We start from the raw sequence: 13,502 nt of genomic DNA on the forward strand, positions 1-13,502 counted from the left end.
TGTTTTGGCCTAAGTTACTCATTATTCGCTGAGACCACAACCGTTTTACGTTTTCAAGAAGATTTCATTAGTTCCTGTTTTTCAGTTAAAAAATACTGATCACCTTTTTACTCCGTTATCATGTTAAAGAATTTATTAGTAACCTGCTGAAAAAGAGCGAATTTTCTTACATGATATCTAACTATTATAACTTTTTGGTGTATTGCAACAAGCGAAAAACTTTTTGCAAAGGATATCAACGTTTAAAAAAGGACAGGTTTCGAGGTTATATAGACCAACATAGTTATGTGAAATCCCTACGGCAAATTCATAGGGCCGCTTTGGAACTGGAACTGGACTATTTTGACATTCTACACATGCGTTTGTAAAAGTTTAGTCAACCAATTTGTTCAAAACCTGTACTTCACTATGCAAGGTTTTGTGAACGGGGCATTTGTCCGCAATCTGCATGATTCTTTTCTTTTGCTTTTCATCAAGATTCCCGGTCAGCTTAATTTCTCTGTGAAACGTGTCAATTTTTGCACTGTCTTCTTCGCAATTTTGGCAATCCTCTGCATGCGATTTATCGTATGAGGTATGTACTTCCACATTGTCCACAGGCCAGCCTTTGCGTCGAGCGTACATTTGAATCGTCATAACCGTACATGCGGACAATCCAGCCGATAAAAATTCATAAGGAGAGGGACCAAAGTCACTTCCTCCAAAGCTTTCCGGTTCATCAGCAATCATATGGTGGTTTCCGACCTTCATTTGTGTTGTATAGCCATCCTCACCATCTAAACTTGCAATGACCTGATGTTTGGTGCTAAGAGATGAATCTACCTTCTCCGGGACTAACAGATACCGCTTGGCCCATCCTGAGATGACTTCCCCAACATATGCCGAGTCTTTTTTGTTGGACAACAAATGATCTGCCCCATCCAATGAAACAAAACTCTTGGGGTGATGGGCAGCTACGTAGATCTCTTCAGCATTTTTGATTTCTACCGTTATGTCCTGAGGAGAATGGAGAATGAGCAATGGTTTTCTCAAATTTTTGGCAACCTTGGGCAAGGATTGTTCCTGAAGGTCTTGTATAAACTGCTGTTTTATCTTGAAATCCCGCCCACCCAAGTTTACCACAGCTTCACCTTTGGATTGGATTTCGTCCAGTCCACTTTGCAACAAGTGTTTTACATGTACAGGATTAGAAGGTGCCCCGATAGTCGCAACGGCACTAATCGACGGAATATCCTGAGCAGCAAAAATTGCAGCCGCACCTCCCAATGAGTGCCCGATCAATAGAGTAGGAGCAGAATAGTTTTCCTTTAGGAAATCTGCCGCAGCCACAAGATCTTCCACATTTCCGGAGAAATTGGTATCAGAAAAATCACCTTCACTCTCACCTAAACCGGTAAAATCGAACCGTAGTACGGCAAAACCATTTGCAGTAAGGGCTTTGCTAATATTCTTAACGGCCAAAAGGTTTTTGGTACAGGTAAAACAGTGCGCAAAAATTGCAAAATTATGGGGATGCCTGTCTGCTGGAAGCTCTAATCTTCCTACCAGGTTTTCCCCATTTTTATTTTTGAAATTTACTTTTTGAAGACTCATCCCTATTAGTTGTTTTAGGGAAATGAGCCATCAAATCAAATATGCTAATTTTTGTCCGATGCCGCAGCTCCCTTGTTTTTCTTAAAGATACCCCTTAAGTCGGGATTATAGAAGAATCCTATCTGCAAGCGATCAAAAACAGAATTGGTGAACTGATTTCTCAAATAGCCAAACTGGACACTACTGTTTTCGGTAATGTGAACACCCAAAGCTCCGTACAATCGATTTTGCCCAAAAAGGTCATCTTGTAAATTGATGAACAATTCATCGTAAAAATTGAGAAAAAAGGTATCCGTCAGGGGGAGAGTTACCTGAATTCGATAACGAGCCCTGTGCTGTGTGTCGGTTGAATTACCAAAATTAAGAAAACGTTGTTCCAATCTATACCGGTGTTCAAAAAGAAACTCCCAGACCTTATTCTTTAGAATAAACTGCTCAAAAATCCGATGTTCCCTAGAATCTCTGGCCGCAAAAGGCTCTCCAAAGGTATTGTCCGTTTTTATGAACCCATATCCCATCGTAGCAATGGCATTGGGGTTGATATGGTAGTTTAAGCCGGTACGAAGCAGTAACTGGTTAAAATTGCTCGTTGTCTCATAAAAACGGAACTGCGCTTCGGTATGTATGCTGAACTTTTCAGCAACCTTATTGGTTCCAAAATACATGTACCATGCTCCCCAATCGTCCTCGCCTGGGTTTTGGGCACTTAACTTTACCTGAACCAATAAGGTCACCAAAAATAAAATCCAAATTCTCTTCATTAATCTAAACTAAAAGTTTCTGTTTTTTTAAAGGGTGAAAGTTGTAGTGCTTCTATTGATGTTTGATAAGGTTTCCACTTTTCGCTAAAAAAGGAATTTGTTTTATCCAATGCTGATTTCAATTCGTTTTCGGTGAATTGAATCAGTCTGCTTTCCGTTGAAGTGATACCAGTTTTTCGGCTTTCTACATAAAAACGTGCTGTATTGATCCGTCTCATTACAGAAGTTTCCGGGTTTCGGGTGATACCTTGACGTTTATCTTCTTTACCAATATAAAGTGCTATTACGGAATCAATAGCCTTGACCATTTCTTTAGAAGAATCTATTTGATCTTTGTACTTTTCTTTATCCAGGTCCTTTAATTCTTTTTGAAACTTTTTGGCGAGTTCCTTGCTTTCTACCAACTGCTTTACTGCATCGGCCGCTTTTTGTGTAAACCCATCCAATTTCTTGCCACTGGTATACACCTCATTGATAGATGTTGTGGATACTTGTAATCTTGGATCGGTTTTCACAACCACATTGGTAGAATCCGCAAAATCTCCAAAATGAACTTTTACTTTATAGCTTCCAGGTTTCACTGAAATACCGCCAGGCTCGTTGTTGTTCTTACTTATTGTTCTAGCTGGTCTGTCCGGGCCTTTTTCATCCAAATCCCAGTAAACTCGATGGAACCCTGCTTTTTTTGGAGCCTTGTACTTTAGGGTCCGAATCAATCTATCTCCGTCATAGAACTTGAAATGGATGGAGTCTTTACTTTTCGCCTTACTATCTTTTTCAGCATCCTTATCTTCTCCATCCTTTTTTGAATTGTCTACACCATCTTTAAGATAATAGGTGATCATGGCTCCAAATTCTCTGTTTTCGGCGTTATACAGGGCATCCCCTCCAAAACGGGTTCCTGTGGGTTGTTGGTAGGCGGCCAAATAGGCATCTGGACTTTTAAACAAACTGATTTCTTTCTGCAGGACAGACATATCTTGCGCCAACGCCCGTAACGGTCTAATATCATCCAAAACCCAAGCAGCTCGGCCAAAAGTGCCTATAATGAGGTCATTCTCCCTTGGATGAATGGCGAGATCTTTAGTGGATACCGTTGGGAACCCTTTGTTCCATTTATTCCATTTGCTACCTGCATCAAAGGAAACATAAAGCCCATCATCTGTTCCTAAAAACATCAAATTTGGGTTTTCAGAGTCCTCCACGATTGAAAGTGTATAGCTTTCTACATCGGTTTGATCTACAATACGGGTCCAGGTTTTTCCATAATCCCTGGTCCTGTAAGCATATGGAGTGTAGTTGAACCTACGGTAATCATTTGCGATTAGCAGGGCCTCGCCTTTATTCCTTTTAGAGGCTTTTATTTGTGGAATCCAGCTACCTTTTGGCAGCCCTTTAATGTTATTGGTAACCTCTGTCCAAGATACACCTCCGTTTTGAGTATAATGTACCCTTCCATCATCGGTACCTACCCATAACATATCTCTTTCAACAGTTGAAGGTTCCACTACCAGAATAGTACAATGGTTTTCTGCTCCGGTGGCATCCATGGTAAGGCCTCCACTTTCACTTTGCTTCTGTTTTTCTTTGTCGTTTGTTGTCAAATCTGGAGAAATCACCTCCCACGTCAATCCTTTATCTGATGATTTATGTACAAATTGACTTCCGAAGTAAACCGTGCTGTTATCAAAAGGGTCTTGCCCAATTCCAGCGTTCCAGTTGAACCTTAGTTTGGTGTCTGCATCTGGAGGGGTAGGGCGAACCGTATAGTTGTTACCAGTTTTCCAATCGTATCTTCTTACAAAGCCTTGTTGGCTCATAGCATAGCCAAACTGGCTGTTGTCCAAATCTGGAACAACATCAAACCCATCGCCAAAAGCAATTTCCTGCCAGTAGCTGTTTCTGATACCTTGATCACGCCAAACATAAGCAGGTCCTCTCCAGGAACCATTATCTTGCATTCCTCCGTAGACGTTGTAAGGATATTCATTGTCAATGCTGATATGATAAAACTGCGCTACGGGTAGATTACCAATAAAACGCCAGGTCTTTCCTCCATCTTTGGTAATGTTCAAGCCCCCATCATTTCCATCGATCATAAATTGACCATTCTCTGGATGTATCCACCAGGCATGGTGATCAGGGTGTACCCCATTGTCCACTTGGTAGGCAGGCATCAACTGGGTAAAGTTTTTTCCACCATCTTCGGAGGAATTCACATAAGTGTAGATAGAATATACTCGATTTTCGTTTTCTGGATCTACATAGATTTCAGAATAGTAAAATGGGCGATTGCCAATATCATTTTTGTCATTGACCTTTTCCCATTTGAAACCTCCATCTTCAGATTTGTACAAGGCATTTTTCTTGGCCTCAACCAGGGCATAGACTACGTTTGGCTTGTTTCTGGCAATGGCAATTCCAATTCTTCCCAAATCTCCTTTGGGCAATCCGTCTTCAGCGGTTATTTTTTTCCACGTGGTACCTCCGTCATGTGTAATATGCAGGCCACTTCCAGCTCCTCCGGATTTAAAGAACCAAGGATCTCTTTTGTGTTCCCACATGGCAGCAATTAGTTTGTTTGGATTTGTGGGATCCATAACCAAGTCAGCTATTCCAGTCTTGTTATTGGTAAAAAGTATTTTCTCCCAAGTTTTACCGCCATCTGTGGTTTTAAACACACCTCTTTCGGGATGCTCTCCCCACGGAGACCCAATGGCACCTACATAGACTACATCAGGATTGGTAGGATCGATGATAACTCTATGGATGTGTCTTGTTTTTTCCAATCCCATGGATTTCCAGCTCTTACCACCATCAAGGGATTTGTAGATTCCGTAACCTCCATTCAGACTATTTCTTGGGTTACCTTCACCGGTTCCTACCCAAATTACAGAGGGGTTGGATTGTTGAATAGCCACCGCTCCAATGGAAGCAGTAACTTCTTTATCGAAAATAGGTTCCCATTTGATGCCTCCAGATGTTGATTTCCACAATCCTCCGGAAGCTGTGCCCACATACATCACATCAGGATTGGAGAGGACAACATCAATGGCAGTGACACGTCCGCTCATTCCAGCGGGACCAATGTTTCTGGGTTTCATGTCCTGCATCATTTCCATGCTAAATTCTTGGGCATTTAAACCAGAGAGTAGCGTTACAGCAAAAAGGAATAAAAGTTTCTTCATTTTTTAGAGTTGGATTAGCTTGTTATTTTAGTTATTAATTGTGTCCAATATGGCAACCACAGCCTGGTCTTGTAAAGCTTTGAGCTTCTTCGTGCCAGGGGAAGGCAGCATTGTATTTATTGTTTTCCCACCAGAATTTACTTCTTTGGACTTCGGTATTTCCAATTTCGTTCATGGTTTCCGTATCAAACAACCTTCCATTCACCATAGTAAATCGAACGGTTTCGGTGTTGCGGATGTCATCCAAAGGATTTTTATCAAGAACTATTAAGTCCGCAAGTTTACCCACTTTGAGCGAACCGATATCATTGCCAGCTCCTATATATTGCGCTCCATTGATTGTGGCCGCTTTCAGTGCTTGCATGTTGGTCAACCCACCTTGGTGTAATAACCATAGCTCCCAGTGTGCTCCCAAACCTTGTAATTGGCCGTGTGCACCCAAATTCACCTTGACCCCTTTGTTGGCCAATGCGGTAGCGGTTTTGGAGACCAAAATATGGCCATTTTCATATTCTTCATCCGGAATCATGGTGCGATAACGTGAACGGGAATCGACCAAGCCCCTTGGAGTGTATTTTAGTAGTTTTTCATTCTCCCAAATCTTATCTTTTTGATAGAACCAATATTCACCGTTCATACCTCCATAATTGACTACAAGGGTAGGGGTATAGCCAGAATTACTGGTCGTCCATAGTTCAAAAATGTCCTTGTAAACCGGGGCAACAGGAATATTATGTTCCACTCCGGTATGTCCGTCCATGATCATGGACATGTTATGGTAGAATGTTGAACCACCTTCAGGCACAACATTGATACCCAGTTCTCTAGCAGCCTGAATCACCTGTTGGCGTTGGTCTCGTCTTGGCTGATTGTAACTTTTTACAGATTTAGCACCAAAAGCTTTTGTTCTTCGGATTGCAGATCGTGCATCATCCAGATTGTTGATGACCGCTTTAAAATCTCCATCGGCACCATAAAGAATGATTCCGGTGGAATACAGTCTTGGTCCCACCATGGTTCCGTTTTTGATTAATTCGGACATGGCGAAAATGGATTCCGTATTTGCTGAGGGGTCATGTGATGTAGTAACCCCGAAGGCCAGATTGGCATAGAGTTGCCAGTGCTTTTGGGTGGTCAGTCCATAGCGGAAACCACCTATGTGTGCATGGGCGTCCACAATTCCGGGCATAATGGTCTTCCCTGCAACATCATAGACTTTGGCGTTGGAAGGAACACTGATTTCGCTAGAATTGCCCAGGTATTCGATTCGATTTTCATTGACAACCAAGGTGCCATTTTCAATAACCTCGTCTCCTTCCATTGTTATGATGCGGGCATTAGTGAAGGCAATTCTACCAGAAGGCTTGTCCGTTTTTTGAACCAACCCAACCTTGATGCCCAAACTGTCCATTTTAGCCACTTTTTCAGGTGATCCAGGAAGAAAAGTGTATCTGTCTTTTACCTCATTTGCAAAGTATTCATCGCCCAAAGTCCAAAAGACTTTTTTACTATCCTGGGACCAATGTAAATTGATTCCGGCATCACGGGAAATTTGGGAAACAGGAACTGATTTGGTGTTGTTATCTAAATCAATTTCCTTTCCATTGAGAACTAGGGGGGCTATGTACGCCTTATGTAAGATGGTATAAGCAATCCACTCGCTATTGGGACTGGGTACAAGACGATTGGCGTACTTTGATTTTACATGGACTTTTTTGTCTTCTCCATTGAGGTCTACTGATTTGAGTTCCTTGGTTAGACTGCCAAAATAAGTTCCACCAGTTTGATAGAAAATCCTTTGATTATTCTTTGCAAAAACAGGATATTCACCTTCGTCTGAAACCCACTTTACCTGAGAGCCATTGGCATTCATGGCATAAACTCCTGTCTTTTTTGAAAAACTTCGTCCTTGATCATTGTTCCCAGGTTCCTTTCTATATGTAATCATTTGCCCATTAGAACTGTATGAAGGGGTTCGGTAGATACCTTTTTCCGAGGTAAGCTTGCTCATGGCTCCACCAACGGCAGGTACTTGGTAAATAGCCCCCAGTTCTTCATCGTTCCAGGTAACAAAAACTATGTTTTTTCCATCTGGAGAGAAAGAGGGTTCAAACTCAAAATCTGTCCCCTTGGTCAAGCGCTTGGGTTTTCCATTGGGCAATTTCTTGGACCAGAGATGGCCAAGAGCATTGAATACCAGAGTTTTTTGATCGGGTGAGGTAACTGCATGGCGAATGACCTTAGCGGTAAATTGGTCGGGGGCAACAGGGGAATCTACCCTAAGGGTTTCGGCAATCTTTATCTTGGCGTTTACTTCAAATGGAATGTTGGTCACCTGTTGGGTGTTGATATCAATCTTGTGGATTTTACCCTTATTCCAAAATATGATCTCTTTATTGTTAGGCATCCAACTAAAGTTGGGATATACCCCAAAAATTGCCCAGGCTTCTTGTTGGTCTTTGTTGAGGTTGTCCAAAATTGGCCATTCCTCACCAGTTTCCAAATCGTGGAGATAAAGCACAGTTCTGGTTCGTATTCTTTTGATGAAAGCCAGCATTTTTCCATCTCTTGAGACTTGGGGTCTTGCCGCACCACCAGGTCCACCCGTAACGGTGATTGTTTCCCCAGTTTCAAAATCGTAGCGCTTTATAACGTAAATCTGTTTGTTGGGGTCTTTGTTATACTGAAAAAATCCACCTGGGTACATGTCTTCACTATAATACAAATACCTTCCATCAGCAGATATGCAAGGTTCGTTTACGTCTTGCTGGTCATTTTTTCTTTTGGTGAGTTGAAGGCCAGAACCTCCGGTGATATGATATTGCCAAATTTCCCCAGCTCCCAATGAACGGCCAGAGGTGTAGTGTTTCCGGGCCACTAAGTAGTTTCCATTGGGCATCCAATTGGCATTGTTCAGCAACCTGAACTTTTCTTCGGTGATTTGTTTCGGGTTGGACCCATCAGCATTCATTACCCAAATGTTGTCCCCGCCGCCTGCATCACTGGTAAAAGAAATTTTGGAACCATCCGGACTAAAACGTGGCTGTACTTCAAAAGGGATTCCGGTTCTTAAAGATGTTGCTTTTCCTCCGGTGATGGGCATGCTGTAGATATCTCCCAAAAGGTCAAAAACAATTGTTTTGCCATCAGGACTAACATCGAGGTTCATCCACGTACCTTCATCGGTAGAAAAACTATGTTCTTTAAAGCCGAAATCTCCTTTGGGATTTGCAACATCCCATTTGGATTCATCTTTTTTTTCTTGGGACAATAGAGAGACAGATGCTGAAAGCATCAATAGGAAAAGAAGCTTTTTCATTTTCGGAAGTTAATTAGTCGCCTAAAGATAAAGAAAACGTTATGTGGATTTCTTAAAGAGGTGTTAAGGTGTGACCCAAGATTAGTTTTGTTTTGCGTAGATTTGAAACAAAGGCATTCGCTATAGGTTTCAAGAAAAATACAAGAGCACCCTGGTACTATCTCATTCTGCTTATCTTGGCTGGTGAAGCGGTGTTTGTACTTCCTTTTGTAGTACCAAGAATTTTCAGACCAACGGTTTTAGACGTTTTTGAAATGTCCAATTTGGACTATAATCTTGGTGTTTCGGTTTATGGGTTCATAGCAATGGTGTCCTATTTGTTTGGAGGTCCTTTGGCGGATAAATACCCTCCCAGAAAATTAATCGCTGTTGCCTTATGGATGACGGCTGCAGGGGGAATCCTTTATGCACAGTATCCAGCCTTTGAGACACTTCAATTGTTATATGGATATTGGGGATTTACCACCATTTTCCTGTTTTGGGCACCTATGATCAAAGCTACACGCGTTTGGGGCGGAGCAGATGCCCAGGGCAAAGCTTTTGGTTTTTTGGATGGAGGCCGAGGACTCACGGGAGCACTTTTCGGGGTATTGGGAGTATTCATTTTCTCCACGTTCATGGCAGAGGAAGCCCAAACTATATCCTTGGAAATCAAAAAACAGACCTTTGCCTATTTGATCTATGCTTCTTGTGCAATCATCACTTTCATTGGCATTCTGGTATGGTTTTTTATGAAGTCCGGAAGAGATACAGATAATGTACAATTGGAACGGGTGTCCTGGATTGAGATGAAGCAGGTACTTCGGTTGCCATCAGTTTGGTTGTTGATGATCATTATCCTTTGTGCCTATGTAGGGTACAAGATTACCGACGTTGTTTCGCAGTATGCGGAAGAAGTAATGCTCTACAATCAGGTAACTTCAGCTAAAGTAGGTACGTTGTTGCAATTCTTGCGCCCTACGACCGGTATAGTTTTGGGGTTGATCGCAGACCGACTTAGAATAACATTGTTACTACTATTTGGATTTTTCCTCACCTTCATTGGGGGGTTGCTTTTTGCGTCCGGAATCATTGCCCCAAGCACGGGCTTACTATTTTTTATGTCGGTGATTGTCATTGGAGTAGGAGTGTACTCCTGTAGGGCTTTGTATTTTGGCGTGATGCGCTTAGGGAAAATTCCCTTGGCGTTGACAGGCACGGCTGTGGGACTCATTTCATTGATTGGGTACACCCCGGATATTTTTGCAGGACCAGCTTACGGTTATCTTCTGGATCAAAATCCTGGGGAGTTAGGGCATCAACATGTCTTTTTGATGTTGAGCAGTTTTGCGTTCATAGGAGGAATTACGGCCTGGATTTATTTGAGACTATACGGGAAGAGCTCGTTATAAACCCTTTGGGTTTTATCTTGTGCTCCTAGATTTTATATTGTTTTTACAGCAGTCAATAATTTCTGCGATCCGTTTTTGTCTAGTTTCTTCACGTTTGGCTTGATTTAACCAGTACAGGTAACTTTTTCGTTGGCTTCTGGAAAAACCCTCAAAATTTTCCAAGGCCTTTTTATTGCTTTTGAATGCTTTTTGAAGATCGGGCGGAATAACCCCGTTTTCTACATCATCAAGAGCGATCCAAGAACCATTTTGCTTGGCCACCTCAATGGAATCCAATCCACTTTGGTGCATTAGCCCGAGTTCCGCCAATTCCTTGATATGATCTTTATTCACCTTGCTCCAAACACTTTTCGGTTTTCTGGGGCAGAAATATTGCCTGCGTTTCCCATCGCCCAGACTTTTTACAGTGCTATCTATCCAACCATAACACAAAGCAACACGTACTGCCTCTTCCCAGCGCATGCTTTCGTTTTCGTGCGCTACTTTATAAAAAATGAGATAGACCCCTTCAGAGCTGTTATGGTTTTTATGCAGCCATTGGCGCCACTCTTTGTCATTTTTGAAATAATGTTCTTTGAGTTCGGGCATAACCAGGGTTATAGCTTTTCGGCCAAAATGGCGATCATAGTTTGTATGCCCTCCTTATAATTTCCCAATCGCAGATTTTCATTGGGACTGTGTTGGTTATTATCCCGATTAACTGTGGGTACTGTTACGGCAGGAATATCAAGCGTAGTAACAAAAGGTGATATGGGGATGGAACCTCCACTCATTCGGATTCGTATTGGATCTTCACCAAAGGCATTTTTAAGGGCCCGGGTCAACCATAGTCCCACTTCAGAATTAAAATCTGTCCTGAAAGATTGGTAGGAGATTTCATGGGTGAGCGTTGCAATTTTTGCATACTTCAAGCGCTCTTCCTTGCTGGGTTCCCTGTCGAGAACATGATAACCCTGCTTGCTGATATGATTTTTAATGAGCTCCATCAAACGGTCAGGGTCTGACTCCAACACCAAACGCACATCAATTTCTGCCCTTGCCCAACCTGGAACAATGGTGCGTACTTTTTCATTGATCCATCCAGATTGCATTCCTCTGATATTCAAAGATGGGTATTGAATAGCTTCTTGGTAAAAGCTTCCTACTTTATCTGTTTCGGCAATTTGTAACCGATTTTTAATCTGATTTTCATCATCGGGTACGGCTTTTAATACTTTTTTTGTTTCTGCATCAATTGAAATGCCATCGTAGAACCCCTCAATGGTCACTCGGCCAGGATCATCTTTCATGGAAGCCAAAAGTTTGGAAAGGCGTAATGCCGGATTAGGTGCATAGTTTCCAAAATGCCCACTATGTTGCGGAACAGCGGGGCCGTACGTTGTCAATTGGAGGGTAGCTATACCACGTGCTCCAAAAGTAAGTGTAGGTTTATTGGTAATATGCCGTGGTCCATCAAAAATGATGAGCATATCTGCTTTTAAGAGTTCGGCATTTGAGGTTACCGCCTGCGGAAGTTGTGGAGAACCTAATTCTTCCTCAAAGTCCATGATGACCTTGATGTTGTAATTAGGTTCTATACCCAGTTCTTTTGAAGCATCCAATGCAGCTAAAAACATGGCAACAGGTCCTTTAGCATCACTTGCTGATCTAGCAAAAACCCGCCAATCATCTTCGTAATTGGTAATTGAATTCCATGAAACGGTTTCCCAATCCCCTGATTCACTTTTTTTCTTGAGTGTTGGAATATAGGGGCTTTCCTGGAACCATCTGGTTGAATCTACAGGTTGCCCATCAATTTGTAAATAGATAAGAACAGTCTTTTTAGCTTTTTTGTGCTTTCGTTCTGCTAAAAGCAGGGGAACTGTCTTGGTTTCAATTCTTGTTGTGGTAAAACCTCTTGCCGAAAAAGATTGCTCGCACCATTTCACATTTTTTTCAATATCATCTGGATAAAAGGCATCATTGGGTATGCTCAATAACTCCTTTAATAGGGGGAATGAACCCACAGCATATTTCTCTGCGGCATCTTTTAGTTGTTTTTGGTTGAGTTTTTGACCTACAGCATCAGCACCGACCAAAAGTGCCGAGCATATTGAAAAAATTGTAAAAACAGATGAAAGTCTCATAACTAGGTGTGGATTGTTCTTCCGAAATTTAGTGATAATGACGCTATTTCACTAATCGGTACATTGGTTTAAAAAGAATCTATGACCAGAACCCCGGTATGATTGAATTCGTTCATTTTAGGCAGTAGGGTAGTGGCATCTTCCAAGGATATGGTTTGATGGATTAGCTTATCAGGCTGTAACTTTCCTTGCTGAATCAAATTTAGCATTTCAGGATATTTATGTGCCTGCATGCCATGACTGCCCACAATTTCCAGCTCGTTGGCAATTACCTTGTCCATAGGTATTTTGGGATGAATGTGGTCACCGGTTACCAATCCCACTTGAACATGACGTCCTCTTTTTTTGAGATTGGCAATAGAGTTGAAACAGGTTTCTTGGCTCCCCAGTGCATCCACGGAAACTTCTACACCTCCTTTAGAATATTCTTTTATCGTTTCAACCACATTTTCATTTAAAGGATTGACCGTCATGCTGGCTCCTAACTCTTTTGCCAGTTTTAAGTTGTCTGGATTGATATCCACCGCAATGATATTTGCACCTAAAGCTTTGCCAATCATAATGGCAGAAAGACCAACACCACCGCAGCCATGTATGGCCAGAGTGGTAGCTTTTTTGACCCCACCTTGAGCTACTACCGCACGATAAGAGGTTATAAATCGGCAGCCTAGGGTTGCTGCCGTAACATCTGAAATGTTATCAGGTAGTTTTACCAGATTGGTATCTGCGTAATCTAGTGCAACATATTCGGCAAAAGAACCCCAATGTGTAAAACCGGGCTGTGACTGGTGATCGCATACCTGATGGTTATTGGTATTACATTGCTCACAGGTTCCGCAACCGCAAACAAAAGGTACGGTTACCCGGTCCCCAACAGAAAAATTCTTGACTTTTTTTCCTTTTTCAACAATGACACCTGCCAGTTCATGCCCAGGAACGTGGGGTAATACAATATCTTGGTCGTGTCCCATCCAACCGTGCCAATCACTTCTGCACAAGCCGGTAGCGGTAACTTTCAGGACCACACCGTCATCTTTTGGCTTGGGGTCAGGAACGTTTTGAACTGATATTTTCCCTTGGAATTTTTCAAAAATGGCTGCCCTCATTTAATCTTTGGTTTTTGG

General features: G+C 42.1%; 9 protein-coding genes. 2 read left to right on the forward strand and 7 right to left on the reverse strand.

Features of this window, described 5'->3' with window-relative positions; translation table 11 throughout:
• Nucleotides 1–170 precede the first annotated feature (170 nt).
• Nucleotides 171–368 carry a hypothetical protein gene (locus DX873_RS03185; protein WP_116183071.1) on the forward strand — a complete coding sequence of 66 codons (198 nt, stop codon included), beginning with the start codon at nt 171–173 and terminating at the stop codon, nt 366–368.
• 4 nt (nt 369–372) lie between these two features.
• Here the strand turns inward: DX873_RS03185 and DX873_RS03190 are convergent, their stop codons facing one another.
• The 4 genes from DX873_RS03190 to DX873_RS03205 are packed head-to-tail and all read right to left on the reverse strand — an operon-like array spanning nt 373 to nt 8,861.
• The gene (locus DX873_RS03190; RefSeq protein WP_116183072.1) at nt 373–1,593 is read right to left on the reverse strand and encodes a bifunctional alpha/beta hydrolase/OsmC family protein; all 1,221 of its coding nucleotides are present in this window, start codon (nt 1,591–1,593) and stop codon (nt 373–375) included.
• Nucleotides 1,594–1,637: 44 nt separating this feature from the next.
• Nucleotides 1,638–2,354, reverse strand: a complete 717-nt coding sequence (locus tag DX873_RS03195) for a DUF2490 domain-containing protein (protein ID WP_116183073.1) — start codon at nt 2,352–2,354, stop codon at nt 1,638–1,640.
• Complete coding sequence (locus DX873_RS03200) at nt 2,354–5,542, reverse strand: WD40/YVTN/BNR-like repeat-containing protein (protein ID WP_116183074.1); 3,189 nt, start codon at nt 5,540–5,542, stop codon at nt 2,354–2,356. The genes DX873_RS03195 and DX873_RS03200 overlap by 1 nt, the downstream gene beginning before the upstream one ends.
• A 34-nt stretch (nt 5,543–5,576) precedes the next feature.
• Nucleotides 5,577–8,861 carry an amidohydrolase family protein gene (locus DX873_RS03205; protein WP_116183075.1) on the reverse strand — a complete coding sequence of 1,095 codons (3,285 nt, stop codon included), beginning with the start codon at nt 8,859–8,861 and terminating at the stop codon, nt 5,577–5,579.
• A gap of 92 nt (nt 8,862–8,953) precedes the next feature.
• Between DX873_RS03205 and DX873_RS03210 the strand changes: the two genes are divergently transcribed.
• A complete protein-coding gene (locus tag DX873_RS03210) occupies nt 8,954–10,252 on the forward strand; it encodes an MFS transporter (RefSeq protein WP_232520843.1) in 1,299 nt (432 codons plus the stop codon).
• A 12-nt stretch (nt 10,253–10,264) separates the two neighbouring features.
• On the opposite strand, the gene DX873_RS03215 is transcribed toward DX873_RS03210, so the two are convergent.
• The 3 genes from DX873_RS03215 to DX873_RS03225 form a co-directional block, all read right to left on the reverse strand.
• Nucleotides 10,265–10,840, reverse strand: a complete 576-nt coding sequence (locus DX873_RS03215; RefSeq protein ID WP_116183076.1) for a YdeI/OmpD-associated family protein — start codon at nt 10,838–10,840, stop codon at nt 10,265–10,267.
• Nucleotides 10,841–10,848: 8 nt separating this feature from the next.
• Nucleotides 10,849–12,378 carry a M20/M25/M40 family metallo-hydrolase gene (locus tag DX873_RS03220; RefSeq protein WP_116183077.1) on the reverse strand — a complete coding sequence of 510 codons (1,530 nt, stop codon included), beginning with the start codon at nt 12,376–12,378 and terminating at the stop codon, nt 10,849–10,851.
• 68 nt (nt 12,379–12,446) lie between these two features.
• Nucleotides 12,447–13,484, reverse strand: coding sequence for a zinc-dependent alcohol dehydrogenase family protein (locus DX873_RS03225; protein WP_116183078.1), 1,038 nt, complete (start codon nt 13,482–13,484; stop codon nt 12,447–12,449).
• Between the last annotated feature and the right edge of the window lie 18 nt (nt 13,485–13,502).

It is taken from the genome of Flagellimonas nanhaiensis, from assembly GCF_003382275.1.
Taxonomy (GTDB): Bacteria; Bacteroidota; Bacteroidia; order Flavobacteriales; family Flavobacteriaceae; genus Flagellimonas; species Flagellimonas nanhaiensis.